This is a genomic window from Mycobacterium sp. NPDC006124, assembly GCF_040614235.1.
Lineage (GTDB): Bacteria > Actinomycetota > Actinomycetes > Mycobacteriales > Mycobacteriaceae > Mycobacterium.
Genome location: NZ_JBEXUA010000009.1, coordinates 1 through 15900 on the forward strand (window position 1 = coordinate 1; position 15900 = coordinate 15900).

The following is a 15900-nucleotide window of genomic DNA, read 5'->3' on the forward strand; positions in this document are numbered from 1 at the left end:
AGAACAGGAGGAAACCCCCGCGGCACTGCCCGCCTGAACGATCAACTCGAAGAATCACACGACGACGTCGTACACCACGTCCATGGACTTGACCCGAAAGGGCCTTGCCTTCAACAAACATGGGCAAGCATTCTTCCGGTGTAGCCAGCTGCTCCCAGAGCAGGTGTTTGAGGAAGTCGTCTAGGAAGGCCTCGCACGCAGTTGCGCTAGCCAGGACGCTCGATCGTGCATCTCCTCGGTGTAGAAGCGCAGCCCGCGCTTCACTCTGTGAGGCCAGGAACCCGCTGAAGACCGCATCCGAGCGGTAAAGGAACGACTCGAACGACTGCATCTCGATGCCACTGAAGTCGCGACGGGCGGGCAACTTGACGACGTTCTGGGGCAGCAGGTACACGCCAACATCGCCATCGGCACGAAAGCCTGATTCGCCAACCGACCCCGTAGCCGTCGGGATGTACGGCGGTAGGGCTTCCAGACTTACCGGCCGAACCGGCAGCCCAGACACATAGCTAGCCACCCTCTGAACACGCCGAATTTCATCGATGACGTCATTCATCAACGACCCGTATAACTCATCCGTGACACCATCCCGATAGACGGAGACCGTAGCCTCGACGACTGTCGCCGGCATGTTGATCGCTGGCCAATCGACCCCATCGGATGGAGGGGCCTGAGCCTCGAAGTAGGACGGGAACGCCCGTCGGCATGCGTCAAGCGCGACGCCGGTGCGCTCTTGCACCGCTGCCAGGCCGGTTTCGAGCTGCCAGATCTTTAGCGAGATCATCGTCTCGCACTCGCGAAAATTGGGGTGAAGCTCTTTGTCCGACCACATCGGATCAAGAACCGAGCGCATTTTCGGGCACTGCACGATGTAGCCCTGAGGCAAGCTCAGTGGGTCTTCCAACGGTATGAACCACGCCCGGGTGGGAAACCGCTTCTCCAGTTCTGCCGGGTCGCTCTCGTCATTGTGCTCGATGCCCATCGCGCTCCATTACCAAGGTCTCTGCTCGATATTGTCAGCGACCATAGGGAGCCAGGCAGACACGGCAATACCCAAATCCTCATTAGGTCAGGCACCGCTGAGATGCGTGACAGATTACTGGGCGCATCGTCGTAAACCGGCATTCGACAACGAGCTACCCGATCCATGGCAGCTGGCGATCTTGCATTTCGCCTCAAGGTAGAGCGGTGTCGTCGATCGCTCGCTGTTCGAATGTGGTGACGATGTTCGAACGATGACTGTCGTCAAAACTGTCGTCAGACCGATGGTCGATGGCTGCGGCCGAGCCATAAAAGCGGCAAATCGCCTATTCAAAAGGGTGGAGCTAAGGGGATTCGAACCCCTGACCCCCACACTGCCAGTGTGGTGCGCTACCAACTGCGCCATAGCCCCTCGTCGTGCTGGTCGACGGTACACCAATCAACGCTCGGGGTTCAAAACACCACCTCACAGCCCCTCCTCGGAGGCCTCCGGACCCAAGGGCCGCGCCTCGGTGTGCCCGGCACCGGCGCGCGGACGAGTCTCCGGGGCGAAGAACCAGAACACCGCCGCGGCCAGCAGGATCGCACCGCTGACGGCGAACGCCGACCCGTAGGACATGTACTGGGCGATCTGCCCCACCGCCAAGGAGCCCAGGATGGCCCCGAGATCCGAGGTCATCTGGAACGTCGCCACCGCCGTCCCGCCCCGGGCCTTGCTGCCCACGATGTCGGCGACCGCCGCCTGCTGCGGGGAGATGAAGATGCCCGTCGCCGCACCCGTCACGTACGCCGCAGCCAGGAACAGCGGCAGCGACGTCGTGAAGCCCACCAACACGGTCGTCACCGCCGCCACCGGCAGCCCGACCAGAAGCGGGAGGCGTCGTCCCACCCGGTCCGACAGGTACCCGCTCAGGATCACCACCGACACGTTGCCAATCGCGAAGGTCGCCAGGGCCAGCCCGGCGACGCCGGCGCCGCGGTGCAGCACCTCGACGACGAACAGCGGTACCAGCGCCACGCGCAGCCCGAACGCCGACCAGCCGGTCGCGAAGTTCGACGCCAGGGCGGCCCGGTAGGCCGGATTACGCAGGGCGGCACGGACGCTGAGCGCCGTCTCGGTCTGCTCGTCCGGCGCCGCCAGTGAGGACGTGCGCAGCACCACCAGGACGACGCCTGCCGCGACGAGCAGCGCCACGCCGTAGATGACGAACGGCATCGACAATCCGAGACCGACGGTCAGGCTGCCGAGCACGGGCCCGCCGACCGAGCCGACGAGGAATGCCGAGGTGAACATGCCCGACACCCGGCCGCGCGCATTGGCCGGGGAGATCCGGATCATCAAGCCCAACGAGGACACCGTGAACATCGCCGAACCCAGGCCGCCCAGCGAACGAAAGGCCAGCAGCTGCCAATAGGTTTGGGCGAACGCACACGCCCCTGTGGACAGCGCGACGATCAGCAGTCCCGAGACGTAGACCCGACGCTCCCCCAGCCGCTGCACCAGCAGGCCCGCGGGCGGGGCACCCACCAGCCGCATCAAGGCGAACGCGGTGATGACGAACGTCGCCGCGCTGATGCTGACCCCGAAGTTGCGTGCGTACTGCGGAAGCACCGGGGCCACGACTCCGTACCCGAGGGCGACGATCGCGTTGCAGAAGATCAGCACCCAGACCTCGCTGGGTAGCTTCTCCTTTACCGGAGTCTGACAGTCTGCCTCCGCGTCGGATCTCACCCTATGACTGTATTCACCACCTCGCGGGCCGCGTTCTGCACCTCGGCCAGATGCTCCGGTCCCTTGAACGACTCGGCGTAGATCTTGTAGACGTCCTCGGTGCCCGACGGCCGTGCCGCGAACCACGCGTTCTCGGTGGTGACCTTCAGCCCGCCCAGCGGCGCGCCGTTGCCCGGTGCGGTCGTCAGCTTCGCGGTGATCTTCTCCCCCGCCAACTCGGTCGCGCTCACCTGCTCCGGCGACAACTTGGCCAGCCGCGCCTTCTGCTCGCGGTTGGCCGGCGCGTCGACGCGGGCATAGGTCGGCGCACCGTACTTCTCGGCGAGCTCGGCGTAGCGCTGCGACGGCGTGGAACCGGTGACCGCCAAGATCTCCGAGGCCAGCAGCGCCAGGATGATGCCGTCCTTGTCGGTGGTCCACACCGACCCGTCGTTGCGCAGGAACGACGCTCCCGCACTCTCCTCGCCACCGAATCCGATCGTGCCGCCGATCAACCCGTCGACGAACCACTTGAACCCAACGGGCACCTCGACCAGCTTGCGACCGAGACCGTCGACCACCCGGTCGATGATCGAGCTGCTCACCGCGGTCTTGCCGACGGCGGTGGAGCCGGGCCAGTTCGGTCGGTGCGAGTACAGGTAGTCGATGGCGACGGCCAGGTAGTGGTTGGGGTTCATCAGGCCGCCGTCGGGGGTGACGATGCCGTGCCGGTCGGAATCGGTGTCGTTGCCGGTGGCGATTTGGTACTCGCCGATCTTGCCCAAGAGACTGGCCATCGCATTCGGTGAGCTGCAGTCCATCCGGATCTTGCCGTCGGTGTCGAGCGTCATGAACCCAAAGGTGGCGTCGACGATCGGGTTGACGACGACCAGGTTGAGCTCGTGCCGCTCGGCGATTGCCCCCCAGTAGTCGACGCTCGCACCGCCCAGCGGGTCAGCACCGATCCTGATCTCCTCCGCGCGGATGGCGTGGACGTCGACGATGTTCGGCAGGTCGTCGATGTAGGCGTTGAGGTAGTCGTGCCGCTCGGCGGTCTGCAGTGCGCGCGCGAGCGGGACCCGCTTCACCTCCGCGAGACCGCCGCGCAGGATTTCGTTGGCGCGCTTGGCGATTACGCCCGTCGCGTCGGTGTCGGCCGGTCCGCCGTTCGGCGGGTTGTACTTGAACCCGCCGTCGCGCGGCGGGTTGTGCGACGGGGTGACGACGATCCCGTCGGACAGGTCGCTGTCGCGACCGCGGTTGAATTGCAGGATGGCGTGGCTGACGGCCGGGGTCGGGGTGTACCGGTCGGCGCCGTCGATCATCGCCACGACGTCGTTGGCGGCCAGCACCTCCAGCGCGGACACCCAGGCCGGCTCGGACAGCGCGTGGGTGTCGCGGCCGATGAACAGCGGTCCGGTGGTGCCCTGCGACGCGCGGTACTCGACGATGGCCTGCGTGGTGGCCAGGATGTGCGCCTCGTTGAATGCGGCGTCGAGGCTGGACCCGCGGTGCCCCGACGTGCCGAACGCGACCTGCTGGTCGACGTTCTCCGGGTCGGGCACCAGGCTGTAGTAGGCGGTGACCACCTGGGCCACGTCGATGAGGTCTTCGGGAAGCGCCGGTTGTCCGGCACGGGGGTTGGCAGCCATGACGGTGATTCTGCCCCTCCGGCAGGCCGCGCACCTGCGCCTCGCGAAGAATTCGCCTCGGCGTCGCCCTAGAGTGCCCACGCCAGGGCCAGGCCGGCGGCACACGCCGCGACCGACCCCACCAACGAACCGAGCGCGTTCGCCAGGGCCACGCCCCGCCGACCCTGCTGGACCAGCCGGACGGTCTCGAAGCTCGCGGTGCTGAAAGTCGTGTAGCCGCCGCAGAATCCGGTGCCCAGCACGGTCTGCCACGCCGTCGGCTGACCGTCGAAGATCACCAATCCGGCGAGCAACCCCAGCACGAACGACCCGGTGAGGTTGATGGTCACCGTCGCCCAGGGGAACGTCGTCCGCCACCGGCGCTTCACCGCCGAGTCGAGCACGAACCGTGCCACGGCTCCGGCCGCCCCGGCGAGCAGCGTCAGCGCGACGATCACGACACGACCCGTCGCCGGTGCACGGCCGAGGCCGCCACGATGCCGAGCCACGCCGTCAGGACGCCACCGACGACGCTGCCGAGCCCGTACCCCACGGCGGTGCCCACGTGGTCGGCGCGGGCCAACGTGACCGACTCCAACGCGAACGTGCTGTAGGTGGTGAAGGCGCCACACCCCCCGGTGCCGGCGAAGAGGCGGGCCCGCAGCCGCCATCCCGAGTCGTCACCGAGGCGGGCCAGTGCCTCCAGCAACGCACCGAGGACGAACGCGCCGAGGAGGTTGACGACGAAGGTGGCCCACGGCCATCCGCCGCCGTCGTGCGGGAAGCGCACCTCGGCGCAGTACCGGAGCGCGGTGCCCAGGACGCCGCCGGCGAACACCCACGCCAACGACGACGGGCGCAGGTGCAGGGGGAGGCTGGTGCGCGCGGCGACGTCGGGATCCGACGGCAGCTCCGCATGCGAGTCGGCGTCGGCGTCAGCCATTGGCGGGACTGTACCGGTTAGTCGATCAGCACCACGCCGGCCCACACCAGGGCGACCACCTTGAACACCTCGAGGCCCACGTAGGCCAGGTGCGCCTTCGACCGTCGGCCCTCGTCCCCCTCCAGGACCGCCGAGGTGCGACGCGACAGCAACGGACGCACGACGATGGTCTGGGTGAGCAACGCACCCACCGCCACGCACAGCGCGACGTTGAGCACAGTCGGCGTCTCGTGGGTGAACAGTGCCGCCGAGATCACCACCGCGAAGACGTACTCGAAGACGTTCAGCGCGCGAAACACCAACCGCCCGATGCCGAGTCCCACCTTCAGCGTCACGCCGGGGGCGCGGAACTTCAGCGGCGCCTCGACGAAGGAGATCGCCAACACCATGCCCAGCCACACGAACACCGCGGCGATCGCCCACCTGGTGCCCGCGTCCACGTCGGCAGCCTACGGCGGGATGGAAGGGTTGAGGGGTGGATACTCTCTACGCCGACGTCTCCGAGTGGCAGGCGCCCGTCGACGACCGCTATCCGCACCCGGTCCTGTGCATCCGCTCCAACGACGGCGACCATCGCGACCGCAATTGGCCCGTCAACTACCCGTGGTGCCGAAGCCGTTGCGATGCAGGCGAATTGGAGTTCTTCATCGTCTACTTCGTCTGGCGGCCCAATTGGCGTTGCACCGTCGAGGTGCTCAAGGACATGGTGGGTGATCCGCACCCGCGGATGGCGGTGATGATCGACGTCGAGAGTTGGGGTGGCCAGATCAGCGGTGACCAGTCCGACGGCGTCAACCGGGCCTACTGGGCGGTGGCGGACTGGTTGGGCGACCGACGTCGGGTCATCGGATACGGCAACGTCGGCGATCTGAATCGGTTGTGGCGTGTCAAACCCGACGGCATCCGCCTGGTGGTGGCCGCCTACGGCACCAACCCCGACTACCCCGGCAAGGTCGCCCACCAGTACACCGACGGGCGGGGTTACGGCACCGGCCTTGGCGCGGGGACGGCGCTTCCCGACGGGGCGCCCCCGTTCGGACGCTGCGACATGAACTCCGCGGACGGTTACACGCCCCGACGATTCGCAGCTGCCTGCGGCATCCGCGTGACGAGCGACGCCGAGGTTCCGTAACCTCAGCGCGGAGAGCGCGAGGAGGCGAACGTGACGGGTCGACGCTGGTTCCTCGTCGCGGTCGCGGGCGCGCTGCTGGTCGCGGCGTGCACCCCAAACGCCGGGCAGTCGACGGCGCCCGCATCCGCGGAACCCACGACCGCCTCGGGGACCACTACCGACGCACCCGCCGTCGACGCCCCGGTCGCGCGCACCGTGAACTGGTTCGACCTCGCACCCGGGGACTGCCTGGCCGGCCCGCCACCGGTCGACCCGACCGTGATCGGCGTCGCGGTCGTCGACTGCACGTCGCCCCATCGGGCGGAGGTGTTCCGGCGGGCACCCCTGGCGGTCGACACCGCCGTAGCCGACGTGGCGACCGCCAAGTGCGACGACGGCTTCACCGCCTACACCGGAGAGCCGGTCGACAGCGGCACGTTCACCATCACCTACCTGGTGGACTCCAACCAGAACCGCACCTCGTCCAACCCCGATCCCAGCACCGTGATCTGCATGCTCGAGGCCGCCGACGGCCGCACCCTGACGGCGCCGGCCCGGCGCTGACCTACTGCGCTTCGGGCTCGTCCTCGTCGGGAACGCTCTCGACGAGCAGCGACATGCCGTGGTGACGAGGCATCTCCACGGCGAAGCTGTGCAAGTCGTCGACCGTGCCGACCGTCTTGCCGGTGAACATGTCCATCACGTGACTGCCCGGCGGCAGGTGCTTGGACCGCACGCTGCCCGCGATGTCCTCGTTCGCGAAGTTCAGAATGGTCAGCTGATGCTGGCCGTCCTCGAGTTCGTGGACCATCACGAGCATGCCCTTCTGCGACACCTCCGGGATGTCGACCTGACGGCTGGTCGCGATGCCGTAGTGCGAGCGCACCTTGAGGATCGCCTGCAACTGTCGCAGAAAGCTGGTCTCGTCGGCGAGTTGCTCGGGAATCGAGCCGTAGAGACTGCGGCCGCGCGGCATCCCCGCCATCGACCGCGTCGCCCCCGGGTTGACGCCCATCAGATCGTGTCCGGCGCGGTGGATCCACCGGGTGTCACCACCCCGAAGCAACTCGGCGACCTCACCGGGGGGCAGGGTCAACATGCCGCACATGTCCCAGCCCGACAGGGCGAACACCCCCGGCTGCAGCGCGTTGAACATCGCCAGCAGCAGGTGGGCGCGCCGAATCGGGTCGACGTCGTCGATCTCGTCGAGATCGGTGACGCCCAGCGACGCGGCGACGACCGTCGCGGTGGTCGACGCGATGCCGTTGGTCGTGAACACCTGGTTGTACGGCGCGTCGTCACCGGTGAGCTGCGCGAGCATCTCCTGGCGGACCGATTCGCCGAGTTCCTCACCGGTGACCTCCTCACCGCGATAGGTGTAGACGTCGTCGCGGTGCCCGGTCGACCAGTGCACGAGCTCATAGGTCAGCTCGTCGTGGTTCTGCAGGGCGTGCACCAGGGACGCCGGGTCGACGCCCAACTCGATGCACGTGCGAAGCGTCAGCCGGAGGAACTCGGTGTCACCGGTGGCCAGCGCGTGCTGATAGGCGGGCCGGTTGATGAAGTCGTAGGAGAGGTCCGCGCCGGCCTCCCCGGTCTCGCGGATGTCGTCGATGGTCAGGTTCAGCTCCTGGAAGGTGAACCCGCCGACCTTGCGGACCATGCTGGCGATCAGATGGTTCGCGGCCTCCGACAGCGGGTGGCCCTCCGACCACGCCGGGCTGCCCTCGGCGGCACTCTTCTCCACCCCGAGGAAGCCGTTGGCATCCAGTCGCAGGGCGCCGGTGCCGAGGTCGGTCAGCGAGTGCAGGGCGTCGCCCATCACCATCCGCATGCCGGCGAAGGTGGGGTCGAGCCAGTTGATGGAGGGCTGGCCGTCCTTGAAGTAGTGCAGGTACACCCAGCGCCGCTCGACGCCGTCGACGCCGAGAACCGGTCGGGTGACGCTCCAGTTGGTCTCCTTGACGCCCTCGGCGTAGAAGATCACCCGCTGCAGCTTGCCGATGATGTAGCCGGCCTTGTCGAGCCACTCCTCGGTGGCGGCGTCGATGTTGACCGAGTCCACGCCCTCGGGAGTCTCCGGCAGCTCGTGCCAGTCCCTGCGGTCGATCTCCACCATGTGGTAGATGCCGGGGTAGTCCGCGTACTTCATCTCCGCGAGCCGGAAGTCGGCGCCCTTGCCGGTGTGACCGGGGACGACGTCGTCGATGATGGTGCCGCCGTACCAATTCGCGGTGGCGCACATCTTGCGGAACTCGTCTTCGGTGCCGAAGGCGGGGTCGATCTGGGTGCTGATCCGGTCGAAGTGACCGTCGACGCTGGAGGTGTACTCCCAGCCCGAGATGCCGCCCGCCCGCTTCACCGGGCCGGTGTGGATGCCCTCGATGCCGATCTCGGCGAAGGCCTTCCACATCTCCTCGTCGGCCATCGCCGTCAGGAAGGACTCGTCTGGCCGGGTGATCAGCGACAGCGGATAGGCCGTGAACCAGACCGACGCCGCGGTGACCGCGGCCCGGGGGTCGGGGTTGGCGAACGGGTTCTGCCACATCGAGCCCTGTCCGGAGAACTGCTGGCTGATCTCGTTGGCGTCGGCCAGCATCGACTGCGACAACAGCCAAGACACGTAAGCCGGGTTGTCGGCGGTCGCCGACCCGTCCTGAGCCAGGGACCGACGGGCGAACGGGGCCTTCACCCGCGGGCGGAAGCGCAGTGTCCGCGGCCGGGCCGGGTGCAGATGTTCGGCGTAGGTGATGTCAGAGGGCTCGTGCGTCTGATCGTCGCTCACCGTGTCCGTCATCTACATCCTCACAGTCTGGTCCCACTCGTATGCCCTGCCTGGTCTTTCGCGGCGCGCACCCACGGCCCACCCCGGGGGCGGTATAGCCGTTGAAGCAATCTTGAAACTCCTGCCCCACCAATCTAGGCCGACAGACGGACCGAGGCGCCCCCACCGCCGTGCCGTGCAACGATCGGTCGGTGAAGGAGTTCCTCGACTTCCTCGGCGAGCAGTCACCGTATGACCGCCTCGACGACGACGACCTGCACCGACTGGCCGGCGCCGTCGACGTCGAATACTTCACGGCGGGCACCGTGATCGTCGAGGCCGACGCGGCTCCGCTGGACTGTCTGTACGTCGTCAGGGTGGGCGCGGTCGAGATCATCGACCGCGGTCGCAGCACCGACGTGCTCGGTGCCGGTGAGACCTTCGGCCACATCTCCGTGCTCTCCGGGTTGCCGCCACCGCTGCAGGTCCGCGCCCTCGAGGACACCCTGTGCTACCGCCTGCCCGACCCCCGCACGCTGCTCGCACACCCCGACCGCCTGCGGTTCGCCCACTACGGCGGATTGGTCGCCAGGGAGCGACTCTTCAGCTCCGGCGAGTCGTTCGCCCGGCTGGAGCGGCCGATCGGCGACGTCGCCCATCCGATCACGTGGTGCGAGGCCCATGACACGATTCGCAGCGTCGCGGAGTCGATGACGGCCGCGGGCCGGTCGTGCGCACTGTTCCGCAGCGACGGCCGGATCGGGATCGTCACCGACGACGACTTTCGTCGCCGGGTCGCCACCGGCGAGGTCGGCGTCGACGCGCCCATCTCCGCGATCGCGAGCATGCCGGCGATCGCGATGAGCACCGACCGAACCGTCAGCACCGCGTACCTGTTCATGGTCGAGCACGACATCCACCACCTCGTCGTGGTCGACGCCCTCGGCACCGCGGTCGGCATCGTCCGAGTGGTCGACATGGCGGCTGCCGAGGTGCGCAACCCCCTGGTGATCCGCTCGGCCGTCGCGGCAGCGGACACGATGGACGAACTCGTCGACGCGTGCCGGCTGCTGACTCCGACGACGGTCGAACTGTGGGACGCCGGCCTGCCCGTCGAGCACCTCGGCGCCCTGCTGTCGGCGATGATCGAGGCGATCTTCCGCAAGGTCGTCGAATTGCACACTGCGACTTCCCCGTTCGTGGACCTGGACTGTGCGTGGATGCTCATGGGGTCCCTGGGCCGGCGTGAGCCGCTGCCGAACTCCGACGTCGACACCGCCCTGGCGTGGGCGGTCAAGGACCCTGGCGGCCCCACGCCGACGCGCGAGGAGGTCGCCGCGGCCACGGCCCCTCTGGTCGACGCGCTGGGCCGGTGCGGCCTGGCCCCGTGTCCGCAGGGCCTCAACGCCTCGGCGCCACTGTTCAACAGGTCCACGCGACAGTGGCGCGAGATCGCCGACCACTGGCGGGCCAATCCGGACGACGTCGACTATCTGCTGATGGCCTCCACCGTGCTCGACGCCCGCCCCATCACGCGTCCGGTGCTGATCCAGCCCCTGCGCGCCGCCCTGGTCGGCGGCGTCGGACGTGACGCGTTCACCCGGTCGCTGAGTCGCTTCTCCATGCACGATCGCCCGCCGAGTGGCTTCGTGCGGGGTTTCGTCGTCGAGCACTTCGGTGAGCAGAAGAACCATCTCAACCTGAAGAAGGCCGGCCTCCGTCCGGTGGCGTCGTTGGCCCGCGCGCTTGCCCAACGCACCGGCGACCCAACGGGTTCCACGCCGCAGCGTCTGGACCGGGCCCGGCGCAGCGGATTGCTGACCACCGACGAGGCCGAGGCCCTCTCGGGGGCGTTCAGCCTCTTCTACCACCTGGTCTTCGACAGCCAGATCACCGCGATCAAGGCGGGCCGTCCGGTGGCCTCGGCCATCGACCCCGCGACGCTCGACCCCCTCGAGCGACGCCACCTCCGCAGTGCCTTCCGGACGATCAGCGGAATTCAGGACCGATTGAGCCGCAAGTGGTTCGGATACGAGGGGTTGTGAGGCAGCGGTGACCGGCTGGACCCGCCGGGTTCTCCCGCGCCGGCCGCGGCGTGCGACGCCGGCCGACGTCGACTGGCGCACCGACACCTTCGTGGTGGTCGACCTGGAGACCACCGGCTTGGACCCGCGCCACGATCAAATCGTGTCCTACGGCGCGGTCATCGTTCGCGACGGTCGGGTCAAGACGTCGGAGTCGGTGTACGGCCTGGTTCACGTTCCCCGCGACGTACCGGGGAGCTCGGTGAAGTTCCACGGACTGCGCACCCAGGACCTCGAGGACGCTCCGCCACTGCTGGACTGCGTGACCACCCTCGACGGGTTGATCGGCGACCATCCGATGGTGGCGCACTGCGCCTGGGTGGAGCGATCGTTCCTGCGGAGGGCCTTTCGTCAGTCGTATCTGCCGTTCACCAGTTCGATCGTCGACACCGCCGCACTCGCCGCGCTCGTCCTCGACGTGAAACTCGAACGTGGACAGTCGATCTCGCTGGAGTACGCCACCAACGCGCTCGGCCTGCCCGTGCACTCCCCCCACCATGCCCTGGGTGACGCCGTGACCACCGCGAGCTTGTTCATCGCCCTGGCCAGTCAGCTCGACCGCGATCGCACCCTGACCACGGCGGCGCTGCTCGAGATGTCCGAGGCCCCAAGCTAACTCAGCTCGGATACCCGCCACGCAATGCGTCGACGACGGCGATCACCTCCGGTGAGGGCCGCCCCGGCAGCCGCGCGACCAGTGTCCGGCGACGCTCCTCGGGGCCGTCCTCGACGCGAATGAGCCGGACGCCGTCGGGCAGCACCTCGGCCATCCGCGGCGGTACCGTCGTCACACCGCAGCCCGCGGCGACGAGTCGCAACTTGGTCAGCCAGTCTCGTGCGGTGTGGGCGACGCGCGGGCGGCCCGCCAGCCCCGGCCACACCCCCAGCAGGGCCTCGCCGCCGGTCGACGGGCTGGCGATCCAGTCGACGTCGGCGAGTTCGTCGACTCTCACCGAGAGTCGGCCCGCGAAGGGCCCTGCCGTCGGCGCGGCCAGCACCAGACCCGACTCGTCGATCACCTCGGTGACCAGTGCGGGCAGTTCGGCGTCGGGCGATCGGTAGGGCGCGCGCGAGGAGATCACCGCGAGGTCGACGGTGCCGGCCCGCAACGCCCGCACCAGCGCCGGGGTGGTGCCGTCGCGGCTGGTGACGCGAATGTCGGGACGTCTCTCGCGCAGGGCTCGCAGCGCGCGGGGCAGGATGAGCGCGCCCGCGCTGATGAACGCTCCCACCCGAATCAACCGGACGTCAGGCTCCGTACCCTCGAGTTCCCTGGTAGCCAAGGCGATCTCGTCGAGTACCACCCGCGCGTGCCGCAGCAGGGTGGCGCCGGCCGGCGTCAGGTGCACACCACCGCGGTGACGTTCGAAGAGCGTGGTACCCGCCTCTCGTTCGAGCGCGGCGATCTGTCGCGAGATCGCGGACTGGGTGTAGCCGAGTTCCGCGGCAGCCGCGGTGAAGCTGCCCCGTTCGGCGGTCGAGCGCAGCACGCGCAGGCCGGTCAGCGACGGTTCCATGCGTCAACGTCATACCACCCATGCTGGACCGTCGCACCCGGCATGGCATCGACGGCCCGGACGGTGCGGTTGTCTCTGGCGTGGAAGGGAGATCGATGATGAAGGCAGCCGTACTGGAGCAGTTCGGAAGGACACCGGAGGAGGCACTGTCCCTCAGGGAGGTTCCCGAGCCCGAGATGGGCACGGGTGAAGTGGTGGTGGAGGTACTGGCGACGTGCGTACCGCCCTATGCCGCCGAGGTGTTCAGCGGGGAGCGAAGGTACCCGCTGGAGCCACCGGTGATCTCGGGGGTGGGCGCCGTCGGGCGCGTGGTTCGGACCGGGCCCGACGCCACCCGGCTTCGGCCTGGGGACGTGGTGTGGTGCGACTCGACCGTCCGGTCCCGCGACGACGCGGTGACACCGGACATCACCCTTCAGGGCTGGAGTTCTGCAGGCCCCGGCGGGTTGGCGTTGTCGCGTTACTTTCATGACGGGCCGTTCGCCGAACGGATGCGGGTGCCGACCGAGAATGCCGTCGCACTCGGCGACGTCGACGAGGCCGACCTGCCGCGGTGGGCTGCGCTGGGGGTGCTGCTGGTGCCCTACGGCGGGCTGCTGGCCGCTGAGCTACAGGCCGGCGAGACGGTGGTGGTCAGTGGCGCGACGGGCAACTTCGGCAGCGCCGGCGTCGCGATCGCGCTCGCCATGGGCGCCGCCACGGTCGTGTGCCCCGGCCGAAACCGCGCGGTGTTGGCCGATCTGGTCACGCGCTTCGGCGACCGCGTACGCCCGGTCGAACTGACCGGGGACGGCGAGGTCGACCGGATCGCCATGCAGGCCGCCGCCGGCGCGCCCGTCGACGTCGTGCTCGACCTGCTGCCGCCGAGCGCGGGGGCCGCAGTGGCCCGGACGGCGGTGATGACGGTGCGCCCCTACGGCCGCGTCGTCCTGATGGGCGGCGTCGGCATGTTGGGCGGCGAGGACCTCGCCCTGCCCTACCCGTGGCTGATGCGGAACTCGGTGACCCTGAGGGGCCAGTGGATGTACCCGCGCACGGCGAACGTCGGGCTGATCAACATGATTCGCAGCGGTGTGCTGGACCTCGCGCACGAACGCGTGACGGTGTTTCCCCTCACCCGGGCGAATGAGGCGGTGTGTTTCGCCGCGGCGCACGGCAATCCCTTCGATCGGACCGTACTGTGTCCTCGAACTGACCTCGGCGAGCAGGCGACTACCTGAGCCCGCGCTGAGAATCAGCTGATGTGTCTTCGTGCGTCGAGGTGAAATCGAAGGTGGGCGTTTGATCCCGTTTGGAGGCGGGAACAAGCTGCGCACCGTCCACGTTGTCGTGACGCCGGCACTGGACTCGAAAGGACGAAAATGGCCACTGATTACGACGCACCACGCCAGAAGGAAACCGATGACGTCGCCGACGAATCGCTCGAGGCTCTGGCCGGACGTCGCAACGACGCCGCGACCGCCGTACTCGACGTCGACGACGGCGAGGAACTCGAGGACTTCGAACTCCCGGGTGCCGACCTCTCCGGTGAGGAATTCACCGTTCGGGTCGTGCCCAAGCAACGCGACGAGTTTACGTGTTCGAGTTGCTTCCTGGTCCAGCACAGCCATCGCCTGGCCCGTCAGGTCGGCGACCGGATGATCTGCGCAGACTGCGCCTGAGTTCGTTTCGCTAGACGCCGCGCTCGACGGGGAGCAATCCCCGGTCGACCGCGGCGACCAGCGCGGCGTGGTCGGCCTCCGTTTGGTCGGCGTACCGCCGCGCGAACGTGCACAGCGCCTTGTCCACCCGGCTGGAACCGCCCATGTACCCGGCGATCATCGACGCGCCGCTGGTGCGCGCGTGCCCCTTGGCGAGCAGTTGGCCCACCACCCCCGCGTAGTCGGTCAGCGCGGCGGAGTCCATTGCGTCCAACGGGATTCGGCCCTTCATGTTCCGGAATTGGCGCACGTAATACTGCAACCCGTCCATGGTGGTCCAGCCCAGCAGCGGATCGCTGACGGTCTGCAACGATTGTTGGTATTCGACGACGCGTTGCCCCTGATGCGCGTGCCACGCGGAGTCACCGTGGACGTGGCGGGCCAGCACCGATCGTCGGGCCTGCTTGAGTTGAAGGAACACTACGTCCGAGGACGAGGACCCCTCCAGCAGCGCCACGTAGGCGCGCAGGCCGACGCTGCCGACACCGACGACCTTGTGGGCGACGTCGACGAGGGTGTAACCGCCCAGCACGCGCCGCCAGTAGGACGGGAGTGTGTCGAGGTAGGCGTCGAGCGCCTCGGCGAGCAACTCGGCTTCCCGGGCCGCGGGCCGCGTGATCAGCGGTGGCTCTTCGACGATGCGGCGCTGGCCCTCGACCTCGTGGGTGAACCGGGGCAGGGCTCGGTCACCGGTGCGGTGCCGCGCCCGCTCGGCTGAGCGAGCCACCTGTTCCTGGAGCGGTCCGTTGGTCTGGGCCGCCAACCGGTCCACGTCGAGGCGTTCGAACGACCGGGTGAACAGCGGCAGGTCGGCCAGCCGGCGTAGCTCGTGGCGATAGGCCGCGACGCAGGACCGCACCGAGGCGCCACAGTGCTCCTCCGAGGTGCCGTTGTGGCGGCCGGCGACCCAGATGCTCGCGACGAGCCGGCGCAGATCCCATTCCCAACCGCCCGGATGCGCTTCGTCGAAGTCGTTGAGGTCGATGACGAGGTCGCGTTCCGGGGAGGCGTAGAAACCGAAGTTCCCCAGGTGTGAGTCGCCACACACGACCGGCATGATGCCGGTCGAGGGCAACCGCGCGACGTCGTCGGCCATCACCACCGCGGTGCCACGCAGGAATCCGTAGGGCGAGGCCACCATGCGGCCCACCCGGATCGGGATCAGCCGGTCGACCCGGCCGCGGTGACTCTCGTTGATCAGGTCGACGGGGTTGGGCCGGTCCGGCGGCGCGGTCCAGTCGGCCAGCGAGCGGCGGGGCACCTGCTTGCGCAGGCTCTTGCCGAGGGCGTAGCGCTCGGCCCTACTCACCGGCTGCTGGCGCAACGACCGGTAGGTGGCACCGTCCGCCTGCGCCAGGACGGTGTGTCCGCTGGTCGCTCCCCCGCCGTCCATTGGGTGCGATCGTACGACCCGCGTGCACCGCCGGTGGCGAGATGCCGCAGCCGCCGACCCGTAGG

General features: G+C 68.4%; 15 protein-coding genes and 1 tRNA gene. 6 read left to right on the plus strand and 10 right to left on the minus strand.

What is annotated here, in order from left to right:
* The 7 genes from ABZ195_RS18735 to ABZ195_RS18765 form a co-directional block, all read right to left on the minus strand.
* Positions 1–982 (minus strand): hypothetical protein (locus ABZ195_RS18735; protein ID WP_355220371.1); only part of this gene is annotated, 982 nt, incomplete at its 3' end.
* 338 nt (positions 983–1320) lie between these two features.
* A tRNA-Ala gene (locus tag ABZ195_RS18740) sits at positions 1321–1393 on the minus strand.
* 54 nt (positions 1394–1447) lie between these two features.
* Entirely contained in the window at positions 1448–2713 is a 1266-nt protein-coding gene (locus ABZ195_RS18745) for an MFS transporter (protein ID WP_355220373.1), read from the minus strand.
* Positions 2710–4344 carry a phosphoglucomutase (alpha-D-glucose-1,6-bisphosphate-dependent) gene (gene pgm, locus ABZ195_RS18750; protein ID WP_355220375.1) on the minus strand — a complete coding sequence of 545 codons (1635 nt, stop codon included), beginning with the start codon at positions 4342–4344 and terminating at the stop codon, positions 2710–2712. Before pgm ends, ABZ195_RS18745 begins: the two co-directional genes overlap by 4 nt.
* 68 nt (positions 4345–4412) lie before the next feature.
* Positions 4413–4781, minus strand: a complete 369-nt coding sequence (crcB, locus tag ABZ195_RS18755; RefSeq protein ID WP_355220377.1) for a fluoride efflux transporter CrcB — start codon at positions 4779–4781, stop codon at positions 4413–4415.
* Complete coding sequence (locus ABZ195_RS18760) at positions 4778–5266, minus strand: CrcB family protein (protein WP_355220379.1); 489 nt, start codon at positions 5264–5266, stop codon at positions 4778–4780. Before ABZ195_RS18760 ends, crcB begins: the two co-directional genes overlap by 4 nt.
* 17 nt (positions 5267–5283) lie before the next feature.
* Positions 5284–5706 (minus strand): hypothetical protein, encoded by a 423-nt coding sequence (locus tag ABZ195_RS18765; RefSeq protein ID WP_355220381.1) that lies wholly within the window; start codon positions 5704–5706, stop codon positions 5284–5286.
* A 35-nt stretch (positions 5707–5741) separates the two neighbouring features.
* Here ABZ195_RS18765 and ABZ195_RS18770 point away from each other — a divergent pair, with 35 nt between their 5' ends.
* Positions 5742–6398 (plus strand): hypothetical protein, encoded by a 657-nt coding sequence (locus ABZ195_RS18770; RefSeq protein ID WP_355220383.1) that lies wholly within the window; start codon positions 5742–5744, stop codon positions 6396–6398.
* Positions 6399–6428: 30 nt separating this feature from the next.
* A complete protein-coding gene (locus ABZ195_RS18775; RefSeq protein WP_355220385.1) occupies positions 6429–6941 on the plus strand; it encodes a hypothetical protein in 513 nt (170 codons plus the stop codon).
* A 1-nt stretch (position 6942) separates the two neighbouring features.
* On the opposite strand, the gene treS is transcribed toward ABZ195_RS18775, so the two are convergent.
* Entirely contained in the window at positions 6943–9174 is a 2232-nt protein-coding gene (gene treS, locus ABZ195_RS18780) for a maltose alpha-D-glucosyltransferase (RefSeq protein WP_355220387.1), read from the minus strand.
* 179 nt (positions 9175–9353) lie between these two features.
* Here treS and ABZ195_RS18785 point away from each other — a divergent pair, with 179 nt between their 5' ends.
* Positions 9354–11186 (plus strand): putative nucleotidyltransferase substrate binding domain-containing protein, encoded by a 1833-nt coding sequence (locus tag ABZ195_RS18785; protein ID WP_355220389.1) that lies wholly within the window; start codon positions 9354–9356, stop codon positions 11184–11186.
* A gap of 7 nt (positions 11187–11193) precedes the next feature.
* Positions 11194–11841 (plus strand): 3'-5' exonuclease, encoded by a 648-nt coding sequence (locus tag ABZ195_RS18790; RefSeq protein WP_355220391.1) that lies wholly within the window; start codon positions 11194–11196, stop codon positions 11839–11841.
* Between the two features lies 1 nt (position 11842).
* On the opposite strand, the gene ABZ195_RS18795 is transcribed toward ABZ195_RS18790, so the two are convergent.
* Positions 11843–12742 carry a LysR family transcriptional regulator gene (locus ABZ195_RS18795; RefSeq protein ID WP_355220393.1) on the minus strand — a complete coding sequence of 300 codons (900 nt, stop codon included), beginning with the start codon at positions 12740–12742 and terminating at the stop codon, positions 11843–11845.
* A 98-nt stretch (positions 12743–12840) separates the two neighbouring features.
* On the opposite strand from ABZ195_RS18795, the gene ABZ195_RS18800 reads away from it, so the two are divergent.
* Positions 12841–13962: a zinc-binding alcohol dehydrogenase family protein gene (locus tag ABZ195_RS18800; RefSeq protein WP_355220394.1), complete on the plus strand. Its 1122-nt coding sequence runs from the start codon at positions 12841–12843 to the stop codon at positions 13960–13962.
* Positions 13963–14103: 141 nt separating this feature from the next.
* Positions 14104–14403, plus strand: coding sequence for a DUF4193 domain-containing protein (locus tag ABZ195_RS18805; protein WP_355220396.1), 300 nt, complete (start codon positions 14104–14106; stop codon positions 14401–14403).
* A gap of 10 nt (positions 14404–14413) precedes the next feature.
* On the opposite strand, the gene ABZ195_RS18810 is transcribed toward ABZ195_RS18805, so the two are convergent.
* Complete coding sequence (locus tag ABZ195_RS18810; RefSeq protein ID WP_355220398.1) at positions 14414–15835, minus strand: DUF2252 domain-containing protein; 1422 nt, start codon at positions 15833–15835, stop codon at positions 14414–14416.
* Between the last annotated feature and the right edge of the window lie 65 nt (positions 15836–15900).

Excerpts from the sequence above, each read along its gene's own strand:
- pgm (WP_355220375.1), bottom strand. The coding sequence starts at position 4,344 with ATGGCTGCCAACCCCCGTGCCGGACAACCGGCGCTTCCCGAAGACCTC.
- ABZ195_RS18760 (WP_355220379.1), bottom strand. The coding sequence starts at position 5,266 with ATGGCTGACGCCGACGCCGACTCGCATGCGGAGCTGCCGTCGGATCCC.
- treS (WP_355220387.1), bottom strand. The coding sequence starts at position 9,174 with ATGACGGACACGGTGAGCGACGATCAGACGCACGAGCCCTCTGACATC.
- ABZ195_RS18795 (WP_355220393.1), bottom strand. The coding sequence starts at position 12,742 with ATGGAACCGTCGCTGACCGGCCTGCGCGTGCTGCGCTCGACCGCCGAA.
- ABZ195_RS18800 (WP_355220394.1), top strand. The coding sequence starts at position 12,841 with ATGAAGGCAGCCGTACTGGAGCAGTTCGGAAGGACACCGGAGGAGGCA.
- ABZ195_RS18805 (WP_355220396.1), top strand. The coding sequence starts at position 14,104 with ATGGCCACTGATTACGACGCACCACGCCAGAAGGAAACCGATGACGTC.
- ABZ195_RS18810 (WP_355220398.1), bottom strand. The coding sequence starts at position 15,835 with ATGGACGGCGGGGGAGCGACCAGCGGACACACCGTCCTGGCGCAGGCG.